This is a genomic window from Anaeromicropila herbilytica, assembly GCF_016591975.1.
In the GTDB taxonomy this organism is placed as follows: Bacteria; Bacillota; Clostridia; order Lachnospirales; family Lachnospiraceae; genus Anaeromicropila; species Anaeromicropila herbilytica.
Genome location: NZ_AP024169.1, coordinates 4,678,293 through 4,699,310 on the forward strand (window position 1 = coordinate 4,678,293; position 21,018 = coordinate 4,699,310).

Genomic DNA, 21,018 nt, shown 5'->3' on the forward strand with positions numbered 1-21,018 from the left:
TTAATGAAGAAGGAATCCTTCAATAATCAGAAGAAGTGCTGCCCCGGCGCTTATCAGCGAGTTCGCTCCATCTGATTATATTTGAAGGATTCCTTCTTCATTTAGATTCTCTTATACTTCTTTAACCCAAAAACAACACGCATATAATACAGTGATATTCAAGCAAAACTACAATAACGTACTTTTTCAGTGGCCTTACCATCTATCATATATTTCCCCTGTACTCTCCCATTTTTACAGATACGATTCTTTCCAATCCATGTGCTAGCATAGTCATTAGAATACATCCAGTTTGTACATAAAGCAATCCTACTCCTATTGAAAAAAAAGCTGACGATATGCTATCCATGATAACCACACGATTTATCTTGGAACCAGATATAATTTCTTGTAGAATTATAAACTGTACCCACAGAATTGCATTTAATAAAATTGCTATATAGTAACCATTTTCTACACCCGATAATACTATCATGAAAAATGTCTGCATAAAAAGTCGTTGTGGAATCTCCATTAATACTCCACCTATAAACCATTCAAAAAGGTTATGTCTCTCCTTTTTGCAAGAGGACACGATAAATGCCGTAACTATTACTGTTATGATTAATAAAGTAACACTTTTAATACTTATGACACCAGTTAGATTTAAAACGGGAATCTTAACTGATGAAACTTTATACATTACTAAAAATGCTACCAATGATAAAATTTGTGATATGTATTGAGTGAGCTTACTCTGTACTTTTATTTTTTCAAACGTATTAGATACTATGATTTGTGCTCCAAATATAATAAAAGCTAAAAAACTTGCAACGAAATACCATACAATTATCATTTTATTTTTTCACCATTCCTTCTGTTCTTATCTAAGTTAATACAATATACGACATCCATTATATGTAACAGTATACATAAAGTCAAATATATCCTTTATTTAGAATAATTTTTCTAAATGTTATTTGTTATATAAAAGCCAGTGTCTTAATAAAAAAATTAAGAACACTGGCTTTCATTCATCTCTATCCCATTCCTTTATACTATTATTACTAATATTACTACTTCTTCTCCATACTTCCAAAATGTTCAATTGTAGTAGATAGGGCTGCAGACACAAAGACAGCTGTAAATGTGAAACCAGATAAAATAATTACTATTGATAATATCTTTGTCGTCTCACATACTGGGTACAAATCACCATAGCCTACTGTAAAAAAGGATATTACGACAAAATAAAATGCGTCTCCCCAAGAGGTTAATACTCTACTATAGCAAGGTGTCTTAAAAACATGCTGCATCTCATATGCAATATTGGTTAATGCAATTATTATAAATGTAATATTCATCAACGCAATACTCCAAATACTTTTCACAAGTACTTTCTTTTTAAATATTGTCATAACAACGCGACCAATTCCGAACAAATTAACAGCATATAAAACTACGCTAATCCATATAAAGCCTTTTGGGTAATCAATATTCTTTGTTAATATTTGAGTAAATAAAATGGCAAAGGACACAATGGAATAACTTAATATAATATTTATGGTCGTATCCTTCATGCAAATAATTTCTTTAATAACTACAAAAAGACAAAAATATACAACTAACAGTATCAGTAAAAAGCTTAATGCTACAATTGCTGAAAGAAATACTCGATAAGCAAATTCTCCATCACTATCCTTCTTAAATATGAAATACCCTATCACTATTCCTATGATGCAATGAATTGTGATAAATGGTACATAAAAGGATTGTTTCAAGCGTAAGACTTTCGTTTTTTGTCCCCCTACTTGAGAGAGATATTTTAATAAATAATTTTTACTCTTCCATATCTTCTGGAAGACATGTGCTAATATTCCCATGGTCATTAGCAAAATTATTATGCTGCTCATTCAATGGTCTCCTTTATTGAATAAATTCATTATGATTAGTATGCGAAAAGCCTTGTTTTAGTTTATCCAGTGTATATCGCTGTATAATTAAGAATTTAGGCTACCTTTCCCTCAAGCATCATATTTTTTACAAGCCTCAAGGCAAGCAAAAATACTCACTCACGTTCCTATTTTCACTTTGAGTCTTGACAAAATATAAACGATACTTTCGGCCGGACTACGCCAAAATTCTTAATCATACATCAATATACACAATTTAAGTTATGGAAGGCTTTTGGAACTTTTATCCTATAACATTCTATATCTTCCAATGTTTTCTTTGGATTATTCAAACTGCTCCATTCCTAGTACACCTTTAGCCTTACTAAGTCGTTCATTGAACTGGGCATAGAAAGGTATTTTGTCTTCATATTTTTGCATGAAAAAATTGCTCAATAGATACATATTAAGATTCTTTATCAGATTCTCATCTTCTGCATTCTTAACAATTTCTTGTATTGCATTCAGGAAATAATGCCAATCTATGATAAATTGTTCATTTTCTTTTCCGTCTGGGGTATCAATCCACTTATTAACTTTTGTTTTTGTTTTACTGTTGTTCTGGCATTCGTTTATTTGAAGAATGTACTTGAAACCACCATTTTCATAGTATCTACCTAGAGGGAAGATTCTACAGATTCCAGGTCGGATTGAATGTATATCACATCTTCCATTTTTATTTAAAAATGAGCATTGCTCATCTAGACTTATCATCTTAAGATTTGGCAAGATAATGCCATCTACTACATTTAGTTCAACTTTGTCGACTAATAACTGTTCAAAGGCCACATTAAGATTCGTCGTTAATCGATAGACATCATATGGATCTAATACAATGGAATATCCCATTCCGTGGCAACAAGTGGCTTGTCCTTTACACCCATTACAACTTACTTCAACGAGGTCATTTACATCGTATAGATTTCCATCCGATATATCACTAAGGCTGCAGTTTCTCTTCATTCGGTTTACCTCTCCTATTACAACATTATTCTCAGGTCTGACTGTTCTAAAACAAACCTTATTATAACACAGTAATTGCATTCTAAAAACATTTCTATAAATATTTATTAATTTAATGAAATGAGTTGCCCGACAAATGACCTATTTAAAATCTAGCCTGGCATTTTCACAAAACAGAAAGACTTAGTAAAGCCTGAGTTTTTCTGTTTTGAAGACTTTTAACCCTCGTCTTCTTCCAAACAACAAAAAGCAAGGATAACGTATATTAGCTCGTGTATGAGCATACCTTATCCTTGCTTTTCTGGTGTAAAACAAAGTATATAATCTATAATTTATTGCTTGTTCCAATTCTATAGAAGTCTTCACTTTATAAGTGTTGCACTCCTAATAACATTTTAAGACATATGCTTCTCAACAAAATAGAAGAAGACAGTTATCGCAAGTAAATCTGCACTTCCGCCAGGACTTATATTTCTTTCGATAAATTCTGTACTTAATTCATTAATTTTTTCTCTACCCTGATAAGAACGCATTCCACCGATAGAAAGAATATCTTGTGCTTTTTGCTTTACTTCTTCTAAAGTTTGCGGATTATGCCTGTGAAGAATTGTTGTATCGTTACAAATTGCCATGATTTTAATTAAAGTATTAACTAATCTATTATTCAAACTCAATTCCATATTTTCTTTATAAAACTCAAGAGCATAGTCAAACACCGTAGGCATCCCTTTTTCAACTTCACCTCTCACACCTTCATTTTTATATTTTAAAAATAATTTTTCTCCATGTGACAGATTTAAGCTTTCTCTTAGAGGTAATAACTCCTTATCTACAATTCCCTTCGTCATTTCTTTTATAATACTTTGTATGTCTGAAAATGACTGATTATCATATAAGGCTTTTCCGGTAGCAGCGCATGCTATTCCCATTAGAAACAACATACCTTTATGGGTGTTTACTCCTTTTGTATTAATAAACATCTCTTCTTCAGCCATTATTCCAATAGCTCTGATGCTTCTAAATATTTCTTTGCAACTTTTATTAGAATATCCTTCTTGTACAAACAGAGCAAAGTATTTACTCAATACAACTGAACTATCAATAAAGGTAAAATAATCCATATCCTTGTGGGCTCCGTTCGATACTGGTGAAACTAATCCTGGTGAGGGCGCGCAAGATACTTCATATAACATAGCTTGCATAGCATAACTACTAATGGTTAAAGATATTTCATTTAATAAAATGGTATTTTCTTTTTTCATGGCTTCTCTCTATGTAATGATATTTAATGTTCTGTATTTCTTAAGTTAGATTATTTGTTCAAACTTCGTATTTTGAACATCTTGATTATACTTGACATAATCAGGCGAAACAGTATATTAATCCGTGATAACGTTACTACTTTGTGTTTTCTTCTTACTTTCCATTATATTCTTAGGAAGATATTTTAAAATATATTCGATTGCATATACAATACTAAATGAAAATATTGCTGTCATGATCCATAATAAAGTAATGCGTAAGCTATATGGCATCATATCTCCCGATTTTCCCATTGCTTTTACTAGCATAGTAATTACAAAAAAGTTAGCCAAATATGCTCTATAGGCATATTGTGCTAAAAATCGTAACGCTGGTAACAATCTAGAGTTACCTTTTATCAGCATCAAAGAAAGACCATATATAATGATTATTGCAAAAATATTATAGAAAAACGTGGATGGTTTTAAATAAATTGCATTTGCTAAGCTTAGATGATCAAAGCCATAAGAGAAGACTTCTTGATTTGCAATATTAAATACAATAAAAAGTAAAGGAATCGCAATTAGTTTTGTCTTTGAAACAAATTGATTCCATTTTTCATAATGTGCAGAAGCAACTACTCCAAGAACAGCATAAATACTAAATCCAATAAAGGAACGATCCAAATAAAGTAACGCCTTATTGGTTGTAACGTTAAATATGCAATTATGATAATAGCATACGAATGCTAGATAAAATAGAAAGGTACCAATTAAGACAGGATATACCTTCTTTTTATCTGTTGTAAATTTAGCATATAAATACCAAAGAACTGGAACTAACAAATGAAATTGAAACATCATTACCAAATACCATGTATGAGGAGCGTTAGTACCTAATAGATACCCTTCAACAACGCTTCCAGTACTTTTATAATCAGATCTATTCATCAATATGTAAACCGTCGCCCAACAAAAGTATGGTATTAATAATTCTTTAAACTTATGTGTGACATGTGTTTTATACGACACATTTTTAATCTTACAGATATCAAAACAGATAGCAAAAATAAAAAATGGCGCAGAATACTTAAGGAAATCCAATAATATCACAGATTCTACTTGTTGACCTACGTCTAATTTTTGTTTCATCATTAGCCCCAATATTCCTTGCCACATGACTGATAGTACAGCAAACACTTTGATAATATCAGGTTCCGATGTCTTTTTGCTTAACGCCTCTCTATACCCATTCGTGAAAATAACCTTATTATGATCCATTCCTATCTCCTTAACTTTTATTTTTCTCTTTCGCGTTTTATTAAGATACAGCTGGATTCAATCCCACTATTTAATGCTGAAATGCATCTTGCATCTTTAAACTCTTTCTTTGCCATATTGGTAAGAGTTTCACCTGGTCCTAGTTCTATAAATAATCTAACACCACGTTCATACATCAACGTAGCGGAATCATGCCATCTTACTGTATTTGCGACTCCATCTGAAAGATCTTTGCATATATCTTCTGCATTTCGAAGAACTCTAGCTCTGCAATTCCCAACAAATAGAGTATTCGGATTGTTTAAGCTTATTGCAGCCAATTTACTTGCAATTTCCTTCGAAACACCACTTAGCAACTCACAGTGAGAAGGTACACTTACATTTAAAATCTTAGTCTTATGAGCTCCCATAGAACTAGCAAGTGCAAATACTTTTTCAATTGCTGACAAACGTCCTGCAATTGTTATCTGATCGTAAGTATTAATATTAGCAATATAAACTGGATCATTGACTGAATTCACCTGTTCTGTCAGTATACTTACACGCATCTCATCAAGACCAACAATTACTCCCATTCCATAATCTTTAGGATAACTCTGTTCCATCAGTTTTCCTCTAAGTTCAACTAATGATACTGCATCTACAAAATCTAATGCTCCTGATACAACTGCTGCTGAAAAAGATCCTATAGAATGTCCTGCGACTATGTCAGGAGCTGCATCTTCATATCTTAAAACCCTTGCTAAAGCGACACCCGAAATAAGTAAGGCTAGTTGAACAGCAACAGTAGATAAAAGTGCATCTTTCGTATCTAGTTCAAGCGCATCTCTTCCTAATACATAGCTGGCTTCTTTTATTGTTCTATCAACTTCTGGGTGTTTCGGAAGTTCATGGAGCATGTTCGGATGCTGTGATCCTTGACCTGGAAATATAAATGCTACACTCATGCTATCCCTCCAACTGTTCATAATCAGACCATGGGTTCAAAACTAACATTGGTCCATTCAGGGTTCTAAGCATAACTTTGCCACTCCCCCTTGCATACTCAGCTAAAGCTATGCTTCCTTTTAATGTTTCAAGCTGTACATCAATCTTTATTGGCATCTCTAAAAGTTCGTTCTCGATCTTTTCTGCAATCCATATAGGTAAAACCTCCGGTGTTCTTGCTATGATATCTAAATCACTAGTATTCGTTATCGTTTCCACTCCACTAGCTAATTCAAATCCGACGCTTCCCGTTGGCCCCCAAGTTATACGATAACTTTTAAAAATACTATCTACAGCTTCTAGTGTTCTTAACATTTTCGTATTACTGATATGTTTATTATCTCTCCATAACTTACCTACCACTAATTGTTCTGGCGTTATAATGTCAATAATATTACCAGATAATACTGTGGTAGCTAATCTTTGACTTCGACTGTTACCGCGTATTCCTACTGGAACTTTATTATTCATGATTGGTGCACGGCGCACCACCACATATGGTGCGCTCTTTATAGCTTCATCAATCCATGAGGCTTCTGAAACATCTCCAATCAGATCATTTACGGATTTGATTTTCAATAAATCATTAACCCTTAATTCCATTCTTCTTTTAACCTACTACGAACCTTAATTCCTGCTGCTCTTCCTGTAAGAGCTTTTTCAGAAGTTAAACGATTGCTTAAATCTCTGATTCCAGAAGTACGAGTTACTTCTATAGCTTTTATTAATTTTTCTTTTATTGTTTCAAGATCTTCTGCTTTTGGTGATTCTGCATCAATTCCACTTACTAGATCTTCTAATGTGCCTAATGTGGAATATGACTTAATATCGTATGCCATAGATGGGACTTTTTTCGCTGCTTCATCTAATTCTTCAATGGTACGTTTTGTAATTCTGGCTGCCGATTGTTTGGACATTGCATGTACCAATACTCCTGGATCATCTAATGCAATCATTCTATTTGCTTGATATCCATGTGTTAAAAATGCTCCAGATATTGAAGGTCCAACTAATAAGGATATAATTGGATGACCCGCATATCTTGCAGAAGCATAGGCATCAACAGCACCTGCACAAGACTGGAAGATACCTAGTAATTCTTCTTTATATCCATATGCCTGACTTGGTACATCTACTACGGCAATGATTGGACGTTTCTTCTCTTTATCTGCATCTTCTTCCATTACTTCTCTTACATACTTAGCAACTGTCCATCCTTCTTCTAGACCAACTTCACCTTTTCTAGCACGTGGGAAACGGTTATTAGGATTAGGAACTACTGCTATATAACGAACCTGTTCCTTTCCTAAATTAACATCAGCATATAATACGGATGGAACATCACTAACCTTAAGTTCTGTTATACCAGTTAATTTTTCAAACCAGATTCTTCCTCTGCTCATTACTTTTTCAACGAGTTCATTTTTATCAGTTTGCTCAACTTTGGCTGCATCAACTACTGTTATATCCTCATCCTTTGACCACATTTCACGAACATCCATTGGTCCTATAGGCTTGGTTGGATCAACATTTTTAATACGAGATAGGAATAAATCGATTTGTTTACTTCTTAGTTTAGAAGGCTTTCCGTCTTTAACAGCTACTCTAACTTCATCAATTATCGTAGTTATGTCGTCATCTACAAGTACATCTGCAAGTCCAATCGCTTGACGTTGAGCTCCACCAATCGTATTCCAGATCATTTTCTTATCACTAGAATCAAATTCAGCTACGCCTGCTTCTTGTTCAATAACTTCTGGTCCGTTTAATGTCATTCTTCCTTCGCGAGTTATAATAATCTTACTGAACAATCCAGCAGTCATAGACATTCCACCGAAACATCCAATTTTTCCTGGTATTACACCAATGACAGGTACATAATTACGCAATGCTACAATTGCGGACTGTATTTCAGATATGGATAATAGTCCATAATTTGCTTCTTGAAGTCTTACACCGCCGCTATCATGTACAATAACAGCATTTGTCTTTATTCCTTCTTCGTTATCTTTGACTGCTATCTCTAACGCTCCTGCAATCTTTGCTCCTGATACTTCTCCAATTCCACCACCTTGGAATGAACCTTCGATGGAAATAACAACAGCTCTTTCACCACATATTGTTCCACGAGCTATTACGACTCCATCATCACATTCAGGCACGATTCCTTGAGGCTCTAAATGGGGTGATTCCAATCTTTCAAATGGTCCAAGTAATTCTCTGAAAGTCCCTTCATCAAGTAATGCTTTTGCACGTTCACGTGCTTTAAGTTCTACAAAACTATCTTTGAGTTTTATCATCTTGACTCACCTCCAAAGCTTGTAATAATCTCATCGATACCATTCCTGGTGTCGCACCAAAGTCATTAATCTCTATTTTTGCTGCAATATCATTATTTTCAAAGAATCGATCCAATATATCTTTCCATATTTGTTCGAAACCATCAAATCTTGTTCTTACAGTAACATAAGCCTTTTTATCTTCTAATGGTTCTAATAAGACTTCTAAATCACCAGAACCTACTACTCCAACATATGCACGTTTAGGTACAGATTTTGTTGCAGCATATTCAAAGGTTAATCTTTCCATTATTTGCTACCTCCAAATCCTTATTGATCATTTTTTAAACATATCAATTTATCTTCTATTACTATTTTACCAACTACGGAACTTTGCTGGTGGTTCATATAATCCGCCGGACCAATCAACAAGGTCGTCGATACTTCTTGCTGCAAGTAAAGAACGTTTTGCATCAGTACGTTTTACTTTTAGATCTTCTGGGAATGCTATTACTCCATTTTCTCTTAATCTTTGTTTTAGATCTGCAGTACTTTCTTTTCCTAGTGGAGTAACACCAGCAATGGCAGCTAGCGCTTGTTTTCGTTCTTCTTCATTCTGAGCTTTATATAGATAAGCAATTCCTTCTTCTGTTACTACATGTGTAACGTCATCACCATATACCATAACAGGAGCGATTGGTAACTTAGCATCTTGTCCAACTTTGATTGCATCTAAAGATTCTACAAAGACCGGTTTATTTCCTTGTTGGAATGTTTCAACCATTTGGATAACTAATTTTTTACCACGTTGAATTTCACTTTCTCCTGTTATCATATTTAGCCATGCATCTGAAGAATGTCTTCTTCCATGTGGATCGGAACCCATATTAGGAGCTCCTCCATAACCTGCAAGTCTTCCAAGTGTAACTGTTGATGAATTACCGTAAGCATCCATTTGAAGAGTAGAACCTACAAATGCATCTACTGCGTATTGTCCAGCAACTTGGCACATTGCACGATTTGAACGAAGACTTCCATCCTTACCTGTGAAGAATATATCTGGTCTTGCTGCTACATACTTTTCCATTCCTACTTCACCACCGAAACAGTGAACACTATCTACCCATCCGGACTCAATAGCAGGGATTAAAGTTGGGTGTGGATTAAGAGCCCAGTTCTTACATATCCTACCCTTTAATCCAAGTGATTCACCATAAGTTGGAAGTAGTAATTCGATTGCTGCTGTATTAAAACCTACTCCATGATTCAAAGATTGTATGTTATGACGTTCATAGATTCCTCTAATTGCCATCATTCCCATAAGAATATGCATTTCACTAATCTGTCTTGGATCTCTTGTAAATAAAGCCTCTAATTGGTATGGCTTATCTGATACAACTACAAAATCTACCCATGAACCAGGTATATCCACTCTAGGTAGCTCATCTGTTAATTCATTTACCTGAGCAATAACAATTCCATCACGAAATGCTGTGGCTTCAACAATGGTTGGTGTCTCTTCTGTATTAGGACCAGTATAAAGATTACCTTGGGCATCCGCTTTATCTGCTGCTACTAAAGCGATATTTGGTGTAAGATCAACAAATAATCTTCCATATAATTCAAGGTAAGTATGTATCGAACCAACTGTCACTGTTCCATCTTCAATCATCTGAGCCATGCGAAGACTTTGAGGACCTGCAAAAGAGAAATCTAGAAGCTTTGCAATTCCTTTTTCAAAAATATCAAGGTGCTCTGGTCTAGAGATACTTGACATAACCATATGTAAGTTATTCACTTTATCAGGATTTACTTGATTCAATGCACTTGAAAGAAACGACGCTTGCTTTTGATTATTACCCTCTAATGCTACGCAATCACCAGGCATGATAAGTGCCTCTAGCGCCTCCACAATTTTGTCTGTAGGTATTACTTGTCCATTAACTAATTTTTGTACCTTAGCAATCTGCCGTGCTTTTTTTTCACGACGAGTTGTCCATGAACGTCTTGAATCATTTGTTAATTTTGATATATCCATGGTTTCTTCCCCTTTCTTGGAATAACAATTTTAATAAAAACAATTGAAGCTGCTTACTTCCAATTTTATTTCTACTTCAATAATTAAAATCGTACTCATTTACTAATTTATTCTCTTATTATAAGCTTGATATTTATATAACGTCTAATATATAATAGTGTATTATATTGATACATTATGATGTATGGAAAAGGTGGCTTTATGGAACTATTACAATTGAAATATTTTCAGACCGTAGCTCGTCTTGAGCATATGACGCGAGCAGCCGAAGAACTTCATATTCCTCAGCCTGCCCTAAGTAAGACAATATCACTATTAGAAAAAGAACTGGATGTATTATTATTTGATCGTAGGGGGAAGTATATCTATTTGAATGAGTATGGAAAGACTTTCTTAAAGAGTGTTAATCAAGCATTAACAGCTTTAGAGAATGGAAAAAATGAACTAAACGACTTATCGCAGAAAACCTTTGGTGATATTAAACTAGTAATACTATCTGCATCAAGTCTAATACCAGACTTATTAGCTTCCTTTCATAAGCAATATCCACATATTAATTTTGATTTAATTCAACACCATTCTAGTTCTGTATCGCCAGTTACCTTTGACTTTTGCATCTATTCATCAGCGCTTAAATTAGAAAATAACAATAATATTCCCTTGATTACAGAAGAAATATTTTTAGCTGTACCGTCAGAACATGCGCTAGCGAAACGTAATAGTATTAGATTAAATGAAGTTGCACACGATGAGTTTATTAGTTTAAAACGTGGTAAGGATTTAAGAGAAATAACAGACGCCTTCTGTAAGTACGCTGGATTCACTCCTAATATCATCTTTGAAAGTGATGATCCGGCCATGGTTCGTGGCTTAATAAGAGCTGGTCAAGGAATTGCCTTTATGCCTTCTATTTCGTGGGGTGGTACTACTAGCTCCTCTATAAAACTCCTACACATTGAGGAACCCATATGCGAACGTACGATATCCTTGTCTTTTTCAGGCGAACGCTATCTTCCTCTTGCTGCAAGATTATTTCGACAATTTACTATTGATTATTTTAATAATCTTCGCGCGCAAGAAGAAGAAAAATAAGTAAAAATGCCAGGAGCTGTATTTAGCAGTCCCTGGCATTTAATTTTTATGATTTTTTTACTTATTTTATTTTAGATTATACAAGAGCTCCGCCACCATCTACAACAATGAATTGACCTTGTACATAGCTAGATGCATCACTTGATAGATAAAGAACTGTACCATTTAATTCTCCTCTATTTCCTGGACGACCTGCAGGATTTACTGCATTATAACCATTTAGGAATTGTTCTGATTTGAATAATGTTCCAGAAGTCATCTCTGATTCAAATAATGCTGGTCCTACAGCATTAACAGTGATACCATATCTTGCGTAAGAACATGCCATACCTTTTGTTAAACCAAGTACTGCTGATTTGGATGCGTTGTAAGAATGTCTGATAAACATATCCTGTTTGTCAGCAATAATTGCGTTAACAGAAGCTATATTAACGATTTTACCATAACCTCTTTCTTTCATCTGTGGAATTACATATTTACTTGCTAAGAAGATTCCTTTTACGTTCGTATCAAAGGATTTATCCCAATCTTCTACGGACATGCTATCTACTCCACCACGTACAGCAACACCAGCATTATTTAATAAAATGTCAATATGACCAAATGTATCCAAAACAGTTTGCATTGCTTCCTTAACGCTTTCTTCTTTGGTTACATCGCAACCAACAGCGATTACTTTGCGTCCTGTTTTCTCAATTTCTTCTTTTACGGCTTCTAGTTTTTCAACTCTTCTTGCTAGTAATGCTACATCTGCTCCTGCTTTTGCATATGCAAGTGCTGCATCTGCTCCTAGTCCTGAACTTGCTCCTGTTACTACTGCTACTTTTCCTGTTAAATTAAATAAATTCTCCATGTTATACACCCTTTCTTATATTCAAGAGGTAAGCTTTGCTCCCTCGATTTTTGTATTATTAGAACTCTCTAGATACGACCAGTTTCCATAAAGGCAGTTCGATCATAACGTCCTGTTAATAGATATGGAACAATATCATCTGCATTTAATTTTTCCATTAAGTTTAATTTATGTACTAATAAGCTATTCTTAGAATAACCACCTCCAATAATCGTGTTGATTGGAAGTTCAGCCCATGGGTCATCAATACTTGATTTTAAATTCAAGGATACATCTGCAGGTTCCCATGACTGATAATTATATTCGCATTGATTCATAAGTAATGCGCCATTTTCAAAATGAGATACACCACTTTCATCAGGAATACGATCAATATGGAAATAGAAACCGCCTCCAAATGTTTGTTTTCCTTCTGCTGGGAATTGATAAAGTGCTGCTGTTAATGGGCTGTTGTATTCTCCTAGCTTCGCACTTGCTTCCACTAGTTGTGTTCCTCTTCTTGTAACAGAAGCAGTTACAGAATCTCCATTTCTTCGAATAACAAAGTCTGCTCCTAATTTCTTAGGGATGCTTCCATTATCTCTACCACATTGTACTGCCATCTCAGCTCCAGAGCCACCAAGTACGAGTCCTACTGGATATAAACCAAGAGTCTTACCGTATGTTGCATAAACACCCAAGATTGCTTCATAGTAATCGTCTGCAAAGGTTGGATTATTTACATGGCAGATAGACAACGTAACTACTGGCATTGAGAATGGTTTTAATGGTGCTGGTAATATTCTTGCAATAGCCGCTGGATCTGTTAAATAACTGATATAAAGACCTTCTTGATTATCCATTAATGATACCTTACCAAAATTGGATAAGTCCTCTTTTGCAATTAGAAAACTTGGAGTATTCTTATTCTCAGCAAATAATTCACGTCCTACTTGATATGCTGTACGTACCGCTGGAGCTATTGGACCATCTTTGATTGCACTTCCAATTACCTTTACAAGCACGCCTCTTCCTTCTAATTCAGAAACCAGAGATTGATCTGGTCTAAATCCTAGAGAAAGTACTACTGCATCTACTGACACTTTTGTTTCTTGATGATCCTCTAACTTTTCTACAACAACGCCATCTTCTGTAATTTCCTTTAGGGAATAACCTAACATATATTTAACATCAGATTTCGCTAATCTTCCACATACATCTGCTACATTCGTATGGTTTGCATTAGGAGCTACTTTATCTAGCATATCTATCATAGTTGCCTTGTTTCCTGCAGTTCCAAGATATTCTGCTGTCTCAAGTCCTGTTAACCCTGCACCAATAATTGCAACATTCTTATCCTTTAATCCTGCTTCACCGGATAATACAGATTCTACTGTATACACATTCTTTCCATTTACTCCTGGTATACTACATGGAACGATGGATGTTGAACCAGTCGCAAGAATTACTGCATCAGGATGATAAGACATAATTACGTCAGCAGTTGCTTCTGTATCTAACTTAACTTCTACTCCTAGACGATCAAATTGATTTCTATAATAGTCTGCAACCCATTGCATACGTTCTTTTAATGGTGGTTTCTTTGCAATATTTACAGTTCCACCAAGCTCACTTTGACGGTCAATTAGAGTAACTTTTACTCCACGAAGTGCAAGTGTCTCAGCTGCACACATTCCTGCTGGGCCTCCACCAATAACAACTACGTTATGCCCTTTTGTATCTTGTACAAGATCTCCAAATTGTTTTTCTTTTGCAAGTCTTGGATTTAAGGAACATTCTAATGGTAGACCAGCTGCATTGTATTCATTTAAACTTTGGAAGCAACGTAGACAAGAGATACATTTTCTTAATTCTTTCTCTCTACCTTCTTGTACCTTTTTGCCCCATGCCTCATCTGCAAGCCAAGAACGACCCATAGAGATAAAGTCTTGAACACCATCTTCTAATAATTGTTCAGCAACGGCTGGATCACGAATGACAGAAACTGCAAGAACTGGTACTTTCACATGACTCTTTACTGCTGCGATCATATCTTTTCTCCAACCCTGTGCAAATGAGATTGGTTCAACACTAGTCATTCCTGTTTCATACAAACCACAACTAGCATCAATGAAATTAACTCCTGCCTGTTCTAGTGCCATTGCAATCTTCACACCATCTTGGATATGAATGTAGTCTTCTTCTACCCCAGTCTTATCTAGGAATTCTTCTACACTTAATCTTACACCAATTGGGAAGTCTTCTCCACATTCTTTACGAATTCCTTCAATTATTTCCACGATGATTCTAAGTCTATTCTCAAAGCTACCGCCGTATTCATCTTCTCTTTTATTCGTATATGGAGAAAGAAATTGTTGTAACAAATATCCATGTGCAGCGTGTAATTCAACACCGTCACAGCCTGCTTTTTGTACTCTAACTGCTCCATCAATAAATTGCTTGATTAATTGTTTGACTTCTTCTGTCTGTAAAGCACGTGTTTGTTGTTTTAGATATTTACATGGAATCTCAGATGGTGCAACAACTGGCTGACCACCAAGAAGTGCAGAAACTGTTTCTCTTCCTGGATGATGTAATTGAATAAATATCTTAGTACCATGCTTATGTACTGCTGCTGCTAATCTTGCTAGTGGTGCAATATGTTTGTCTTTGGTAACCGATAGCTGTCTCATTAGACCAGCTCCATGTTGATCATTAACACGTGTTATTTCTGGAATTATCAGTCCTGCTCCACCAATTGCTCTTGCTTCATAGAATGCAATCATTTCATCGGAAGGAGTTCCATCTAAATTAGCAAGCCCGCACCCCATTGGAGACATAACCAAACGATTTTTAATGCTTACTGATCCTATTTTGCCTGGTTCAAATAACTTTTTATACATACCTTATCCTTACCTTTCTAGTTCCAGATGCTACCCCAATATTCGAATAGTATCTTCATATTGCGTATATCATTAAGTCATGGACTCAATCTACCATAATAATACAGTTTTTATTATAATTTTACAATGTGTATTATGAATGATAAATATTTGACAATTTGTTCATGGTGCACTAAAGTTAGATTATAGCCACAATATATGGTTCTCCCCTCAAATGACCTGTTTGAGGGATAGTCTAGGCAATTTGCACAAAACAGAAAAACTCATACTTCATTGAACATGTATAAGAATTTCTAGTTCTCAGATCATTTTGTGTAAAACATATTCTAGTACAGATAACTCGCTTCGCTCAAACAGATCTGTCCTAGAATATAACACGAAATGATCCGAGAACAAGAACTTCTAATACATATTCAAAGGCGCATTCTCTTTTTCTGTTTTGTGCAAATTACCAGGCTAGATTATGATACAGGTCATTTCTCGAGCATTTCATTATATGATGTTGAGGTCAAAGTATATTATTAAATTCTTTATGTAACACCCTTAACTTTGTGTTACATAGAGGCTATATAACAGAATAACTTAACTATATTTACTAAATTGAAACGAGGAATAGATTATGACATTTGCAAAGTTAATCGAACTATTATCCAAGGATTATACCCTTGATATTATATCATCAAGCGAACATTTAGAGATTCATGATGTTGCTTTATTGGATAACAAGCATGAAAAGAATAAAAGCATTCTTTACTTTGGTTATGATAAACAATTAGGGGATTGTGAATTAATTCCATCCCAATGTATTCTTGCTCATAAAGATAAATTGTTGGACTCTTCTCTCCCTGTAGAAAATTTAGCGTTTGTTCCTGAGGAATCTTTATTTTCTATATTTAATGAGGCAAAATCGATCATAGAAACCAGAAGAAGTAAAGGGATCTATAAAGAGCTAACAAAACTCGCAGATCAAACCAAAAGTATTGAAGCTGTCATAGATGCTGCATCTGTAAGTCTTGGATGTTCCTTACTTTTTTGTGATATGCATTTTAAAATAATAGCTAGTTCAACTACCATTCCTGTTATTGATCCACTTTGGAAAGATAATATCAAACAAGGGTACTGCTCCTATGAATTTATTAAAGAAGTAAAAGAATTAGAACCCATTAGGCATGCCTCCATGAATACTGCTGCTGTCGAAGTTACTTGTAATAGCTCCCCTTACCGCAAATTAAGTTGTAAGGTATTTCATAATCGCATCCAAATTGGATTTCTATTACTAATTGAAGGTGACAACCGATTTCTTCCTTCCCATTATGAAATGTTAAGTACAGTAAGTAATATTATTAGTTATACGATTTCATTTCATGCCAAAGACTTATTCGAGGAGAGCACTCTCTATCAGCAAGTATTATATGATTTATTAATTGGGGCTCCTTCGGATGTAATTGAATCAAAGCTCTCTGGTATTCACTTTCCCACAAAAATGTGTGTGCTATTGATCCGCCCAACTAAATATCTAGGGCGCCAATATTTAAAAGACTTCACCTATAGAAACTTAAAAAAATACATACCAGGAACCCATGTCACTTATCATAAAAGCGGAATGGTTGCTGTTATTCCAGTCAAAGGGGAGACTCAAATTGAGACGGATCTATTAAACGCTATAAAAAAGTTTTCTGCTTCTGAAAGCGTACGCATTGGAATAAGTAATTCTTTTTCTAATATTGAAAACTTTATAAACTATTACAACCAAGCAAATGTAGCATTAGAGCTTGGTCAAAAATTAAATCCAGAAGAAAACGTATTCTCTTACCTTAACTATCAAGTATTTGATCTATTCTCAGAGATTAAGAATCCAGATCAGCTAGGACGCTTCTGCCATCCTGCTCTAGCAATCTTAAGACAACAAGACTGCAAAAATAATACCAATCTCTACGAGACACTTTATACATATTTAGAGAAAGGATGTAGTATTAAGTTAGCTGCTGAAAATCTATATATCCATCGTAATTCACTAGTATATCGACTAAATCGCATTACAGAACTATGCTCCATTGACTTAGAGAACACGAATTCCAATTTTCTTCTTAGACTTAGCTTTCTTATTGATCGATATAATAAGCTTAATACGATACAGATTCCTTGATAATAGATTTTACGCTCTTTTAACTATAAAAATCTTGCAAAGATTCTTGCAAGATTTTTTATAAATTATTTATATAAAGAACAACTCAAAATTCTATTGAATTTCTCCATTGAACGTAATAGTTACGCACTATGTCACTTTATTTTCTCAATATCAAATTGAGAATTAATTACTAACCATAATTGAGGATTATATATCGTAATATTAAAAATTCCAATTCCATGTAATTTATATTTCATTACTAAATCTAATAAAGAATTAATACTTCTCGCATCAATAAACCAAACAATATGTTCAATCGTTCGGCCATTACTTTCTTGCATATATTTATAAAAAGGAGTCTGTGATTTTTCATCAAATTGAATTATCACTTCTTTATTACGTGCTAAATCAACTGCTCTTTCTAAGGTCAGTGGATAAACTCTTGATAAACCAGCGGAATATGGTAGTTCCCAGTCGTATCCTATTGTCGCTAAGCCAATTATTACTCTATCTAGCGAAATTAATTTACCCGCATATTCTAGAAAGGCATTTATATTATAAATCGAACTAATTGGAGATGGTGGGTTAATGTTCGTTGCCCACTCATAGTTCATAAAAATAATATTATTAGCTAACTGACCTAGAATGGTATAGTCAACTCTTTCAAAATAAATTTGATTATCTATATTTGTAATATTTGTGTTGATTGTTACAAATACAAGATAACCTTCATCCTTTAATCTTTTTTCTATTTTTGTAAAGTAAGTTTCATATAATTTAAAATTTGATATACTAATATATTCAAAAGATATATTGATACCCTTATACCCTTTTGTTTTTAATATTTTTAGGATATTATCAATCTGTTTATTCTGAAAAGTTTCATTTAATAATATATCATATGCAGTTCTTATGTCCGCCTCGCCCTGTATGGTCAATGTAGTTAATAACATAAGTGGCACTACACCATATTCTTTTGCTGTTTTAATAATGTCTGTATCATCATTATATGTAATAATTTCTCCTTCCTTCGTAGCTGTGTAATTCAATACCGAAAGATACGTTAGATAAGGCAATGTCTTCTTAAGAGTATCGATATCTATATATGGAACCGTGTTACCATGCGTAGTAATTTTTCCCTTTTTAGGGTACGCAATCACAAGTGTTTGGCCAGGATAGATGTATTGTTTCTCCATAAGAAAAGGATTGTTAATCAATATTTGATTTATTTCCACATTAAAATAACTAGCAATACCAATTAGTGTATCTCCTTGTTTTACTGTATAGGTTATTTTTGCATTTGCTATCACTATGCATTGCCCCGTGACTAATTGATATGGTGTATTCAATCCATTATCCAATATTAATCTTGTTAAAGGGACTTCATAATCATTAGCAATTGATTGTATCGTTTCACCGGGTTTTACTACATGAATTAACATAACGGCCTCAGATATTTTTTATAAATATATGCAATTCATATAGATTATATGATTAAGTGCAAATCTAAACAACTAAGCATAATTTATCAAAAGAGCTCATACTTTTGGCTTGTATTAACAAAAAGAGGTTGTCACACAGTGATAAACAACGTGTGACGACCTCTTTTTAAATTGTATAATACTTATTCAACCTAGTTTGTAATTTTAAGCAACCAAACAGTTGATTTACTTTACTTATATTCTACTAATCTTCCATCTTCAGTATAAGTAATTTTGTAACTCTTATCTTTTAAATCAACATATAAATCCGCTCTATGCTCGCCACATTTTCTTGTAATATGAACGATATTTTCATCACTTTCATTTAAGATAAATTCACCATCAAATGCTTTATGACTATTTCTAAATCTCATTAATTCAAGAAGTTCGTTAACAACTGGACGCTCTACTTCTGTAGCCACTTCGTCCATGGAGTAGTAATGGCGGTTGATATTTCTTCCTACTTTTGTTTCCTCTAATAATTCCAAGTCATTTTTACCAGCTAACATTCCTACATAGTATACTTGAGGAATTCCTGGGGCAAAGAATTGAATTGCACGAGAACAAAGGTAAGCTGCATCATCATCTCCAAGCGCGGAATAATACGTACAATTGATTTGATAAATATCAAGATTGTTGTAAGCTGCTGTATTGTAGATTTTCTTTACATTTGCACCATACTTGAAGATGTCTTCTTTGGTACGATCAATTTCTTCATCTGGTAATAAGTCACGTACATCTACAACACCAATTCCATCATGAGTATCTAGTGTTGTAAACTGTTTTCTTGGGCAGATATTCAACCAATTCTTTAAGTATTTTCCGTTTCCATAATATAATGCATTAATTAGTAACATTGGTAATGCAAAATCATATACATAGAAATCCTTATCCTCAATCTTCTGTTGCATTGTATAATGTTCATGAATCTCTGGTAAGATAGCCACTCCATATTCTTTTAAGATATCTTCACATTCATGTAGTAAATCCCATACTTCTGGCTCGATGAAGAAGCAGCTACTTCCTGCTTTCTTGGTTGCATACGCAAAAGCATCTAATCGAATAATTGCAGCACCATGCTCACAAAGGTGACGTAAATTGTCTCGGATGAACTTCTTTGCGGATTCATGAGGGCAATTTATATCAATTTGTTCTTCATCAAAAGTACACCATACTTTTTCCTTCGAACCATCTGCAAATATTGCATCCACATATGGAGCACGAGGTTTTCTCTTATAAATGGCATCAACTTCTTCCTCAGTTGGTTCACCATTTGCCCAGAAATCTTTATAACGAATAAATAAATCTTTGTATTCAGAGGAATCTTTTTTCGCTAAGAAGTCCTTGTAATACTCGCTCTGTGCAGAAATATGATTAATCATGTAATCGTACATAAGATAATAATCATCCGCTAATGACATTACATCTTCCCATCCACCAAATACAGGATCCACTTCACGGTATGTCATAGGCGCAAACCCTCTATCTCCACTAGATGGGAAGAATGGAAGTAGATGAACTCCTCCAATAGCATCTCCGATATAATCTTTTAGTACAACCTTTAAATCTTTCAAATTATTCCCCATGGAATCTGCATAGGTAATTAACATTATTTTATTCTCAATTTTTTTCATAGTGTTATCCTCTCTCTTTGGTTTTTATCTTGCTTTCTAATATAATTTGATTTAGAAGCCTTTCTCCGTCTACAATGTGTATATCGATGTATCATTATTAATTTTGGCGTAATCCGGCTGAAAGTAACGTTTATATTTCGTCAAGACTCAAAGTGAAAATAGGAACGTGAGTGATTATTTTTTCACTTGTTTTGAGGCTTGTAAGAAATATGTTACTAGAAGGAAAGG

At 34.2% G+C, this 21,018-nt stretch carries 16 protein-coding genes; 2 read left to right on the top strand and 14 right to left on the bottom strand.

Annotated features, from left to right (window positions below; genetic code table 11):
- Nucleotides 1-205: 205 nt before the first annotated feature.
- From bsdtb5_RS19840 to mdcA, 10 genes are all read right to left on the bottom strand, one after another.
- The gene (locus bsdtb5_RS19840; RefSeq protein ID WP_271713685.1) at nt 206-835 is read right to left on the bottom strand and encodes a hypothetical protein; all 630 of its coding nucleotides are present in this window, start codon (nt 833-835) and stop codon (nt 206-208) included.
- A gap of 220 nt (nt 836-1,055) precedes the next feature.
- The gene (locus tag bsdtb5_RS19845) at nt 1,056-1,892 is read right to left on the bottom strand and encodes an ion channel (RefSeq protein ID WP_271713686.1); all 837 of its coding nucleotides are present in this window, start codon (nt 1,890-1,892) and stop codon (nt 1,056-1,058) included.
- 324 nt (nt 1,893-2,216) lie between these two features.
- The gene (locus bsdtb5_RS19850) at nt 2,217-2,894 is read right to left on the bottom strand and encodes a YkgJ family cysteine cluster protein (RefSeq protein ID WP_271713687.1); all 678 of its coding nucleotides are present in this window, start codon (nt 2,892-2,894) and stop codon (nt 2,217-2,219) included.
- A 395-nt stretch (nt 2,895-3,289) separates the two neighbouring features.
- A complete protein-coding gene (gene citG, locus bsdtb5_RS19855; RefSeq protein WP_271713688.1) occupies nt 3,290-4,156 on the bottom strand; it encodes a triphosphoribosyl-dephospho-CoA synthase CitG in 867 nt (288 codons plus the stop codon).
- Between the two features lie 117 nt (nt 4,157-4,273).
- Nucleotides 4,274-5,416: an acyltransferase family protein gene (locus bsdtb5_RS19860; protein WP_271713689.1), complete on the bottom strand. Its 1,143-nt coding sequence runs from the start codon at nt 5,414-5,416 to the stop codon at nt 4,274-4,276.
- Nucleotides 5,417-5,433: 17 nt separating this feature from the next.
- A complete protein-coding gene (gene mdcH / locus bsdtb5_RS19865) occupies nt 5,434-6,363 on the bottom strand; it encodes a malonate decarboxylase subunit epsilon (RefSeq protein ID WP_271713690.1) in 930 nt (309 codons plus the stop codon).
- Nucleotide 6,364: 1 nt separating this feature from the next.
- Nucleotides 6,365-7,006, bottom strand: a complete 642-nt coding sequence (locus bsdtb5_RS19870) for a malonate decarboxylase holo-ACP synthase (RefSeq protein WP_271713691.1) — start codon at nt 7,004-7,006, stop codon at nt 6,365-6,367.
- Nucleotides 6,997-8,703, bottom strand: coding sequence for a biotin-independent malonate decarboxylase subunit beta (locus bsdtb5_RS19875; protein WP_271713692.1), 1,707 nt, complete (start codon nt 8,701-8,703; stop codon nt 6,997-6,999). The genes bsdtb5_RS19870 and bsdtb5_RS19875 overlap by 10 nt, the downstream gene beginning before the upstream one ends.
- Nucleotides 8,684-8,992, bottom strand: coding sequence for a malonate decarboxylase subunit delta (locus bsdtb5_RS19880; RefSeq protein ID WP_271713693.1), 309 nt, complete (start codon nt 8,990-8,992; stop codon nt 8,684-8,686). The genes bsdtb5_RS19875 and bsdtb5_RS19880 overlap by 20 nt, the downstream gene beginning before the upstream one ends.
- Nucleotides 8,993-9,058: 66 nt before the next feature.
- Nucleotides 9,059-10,720 carry a malonate decarboxylase subunit alpha gene (gene mdcA / locus bsdtb5_RS19885; RefSeq protein WP_271713694.1) on the bottom strand — a complete coding sequence of 554 codons (1,662 nt, stop codon included), beginning with the start codon at nt 10,718-10,720 and terminating at the stop codon, nt 9,059-9,061.
- Between the two features lie 201 nt (nt 10,721-10,921).
- On the opposite strand from mdcA, the gene bsdtb5_RS19890 reads away from it, so the two are divergent.
- On the top strand, nt 10,922-11,812 hold the full coding sequence (locus bsdtb5_RS19890; RefSeq protein WP_271713695.1) for a LysR family transcriptional regulator: 891 nt from the start codon (nt 10,922-10,924) through the stop codon (nt 11,810-11,812).
- Between the two features lie 76 nt (nt 11,813-11,888).
- Here the strand turns inward: bsdtb5_RS19890 and bsdtb5_RS19895 are convergent, their stop codons facing one another.
- Both bsdtb5_RS19895 and bsdtb5_RS19900 read right to left on the bottom strand, forming a co-directional pair.
- Nucleotides 11,889-12,665, bottom strand: coding sequence for an SDR family NAD(P)-dependent oxidoreductase (locus bsdtb5_RS19895; protein WP_271713696.1), 777 nt, complete (start codon nt 12,663-12,665; stop codon nt 11,889-11,891).
- 68 nt (nt 12,666-12,733) lie between these two features.
- Nucleotides 12,734-15,547, bottom strand: coding sequence for an oxidoreductase (locus tag bsdtb5_RS19900; RefSeq protein ID WP_271713697.1), 2,814 nt, complete (start codon nt 15,545-15,547; stop codon nt 12,734-12,736).
- A 619-nt stretch (nt 15,548-16,166) separates the two neighbouring features.
- On the opposite strand from bsdtb5_RS19900, the gene bsdtb5_RS19905 reads away from it, so the two are divergent.
- A complete protein-coding gene (locus bsdtb5_RS19905) occupies nt 16,167-17,693 on the top strand; it encodes a PucR family transcriptional regulator (protein ID WP_271713698.1) in 1,527 nt (508 codons plus the stop codon).
- A gap of 134 nt (nt 17,694-17,827) precedes the next feature.
- On the opposite strand, the gene bsdtb5_RS19910 is transcribed toward bsdtb5_RS19905, so the two are convergent.
- Both bsdtb5_RS19910 and gtfA read right to left on the bottom strand, forming a co-directional pair.
- A complete protein-coding gene (locus bsdtb5_RS19910; RefSeq protein WP_271713699.1) occupies nt 17,828-19,117 on the bottom strand; it encodes a LysM peptidoglycan-binding domain-containing protein in 1,290 nt (429 codons plus the stop codon).
- A gap of 230 nt (nt 19,118-19,347) precedes the next feature.
- Entirely contained in the window at nt 19,348-20,790 is a 1,443-nt protein-coding gene (gene gtfA, locus bsdtb5_RS19915; protein WP_271713700.1) for a sucrose phosphorylase, read from the bottom strand.
- Nucleotides 20,791-21,018: the final 228 nt, after the last annotated feature.

Coding starts and splice junctions, on each gene's coding strand:
- bsdtb5_RS19840 (WP_271713685.1), bottom strand. CDS start 835: ATGATAATTGTATGGTATTTCGTTGCAAGTTTTTTAGCTTTTATTATA.
- bsdtb5_RS19845 (WP_271713686.1), bottom strand. CDS start 1,892: ATGAGCAGCATAATAATTTTGCTAATGACCATGGGAATATTAGCACAT.
- bsdtb5_RS19850 (WP_271713687.1), bottom strand. CDS start 2,894: ATGAAGAGAAACTGCAGCCTTAGTGATATATCGGATGGAAATCTATAC.
- citG (WP_271713688.1), bottom strand. CDS start 4,156: ATGAAAAAAGAAAATACCATTTTATTAAATGAAATATCTTTAACCATT.
- bsdtb5_RS19860 (WP_271713689.1), bottom strand. CDS start 5,416: ATGGATCATAATAAGGTTATTTTCACGAATGGGTATAGAGAGGCGTTA.
- mdcH (WP_271713690.1), bottom strand. CDS start 6,363: ATGAGTGTAGCATTTATATTTCCAGGTCAAGGATCACAGCATCCGAAC.
- bsdtb5_RS19870 (WP_271713691.1), bottom strand. CDS start 7,006: ATGGAATTAAGGGTTAATGATTTATTGAAAATCAAATCCGTAAATGAT.
- bsdtb5_RS19875 (WP_271713692.1), bottom strand. CDS start 8,703: ATGATAAAACTCAAAGATAGTTTTGTAGAACTTAAAGCACGTGAACGT.
- bsdtb5_RS19880 (WP_271713693.1), bottom strand. CDS start 8,992: ATGGAAAGATTAACCTTTGAATATGCTGCAACAAAATCTGTACCTAAA.
- mdcA (WP_271713694.1), bottom strand. CDS start 10,720: ATGGATATATCAAAATTAACAAATGATTCAAGACGTTCATGGACAACT.
- bsdtb5_RS19890 (WP_271713695.1), top strand. CDS start 10,922: ATGGAACTATTACAATTGAAATATTTTCAGACCGTAGCTCGTCTTGAG.
- bsdtb5_RS19895 (WP_271713696.1), bottom strand. CDS start 12,665: ATGGAGAATTTATTTAATTTAACAGGAAAAGTAGCAGTAGTAACAGGA.
- bsdtb5_RS19900 (WP_271713697.1), bottom strand. CDS start 15,547: ATGTATAAAAAGTTATTTGAACCAGGCAAAATAGGATCAGTAAGCATT.
- bsdtb5_RS19905 (WP_271713698.1), top strand. CDS start 16,167: ATGACATTTGCAAAGTTAATCGAACTATTATCCAAGGATTATACCCTT.
- bsdtb5_RS19910 (WP_271713699.1), bottom strand. CDS start 19,117: ATGTTAATTCATGTAGTAAAACCCGGTGAAACGATACAATCAATTGCT.
- gtfA (WP_271713700.1), bottom strand. CDS start 20,790: ATGAAAAAAATTGAGAATAAAATAATGTTAATTACCTATGCAGATTCC.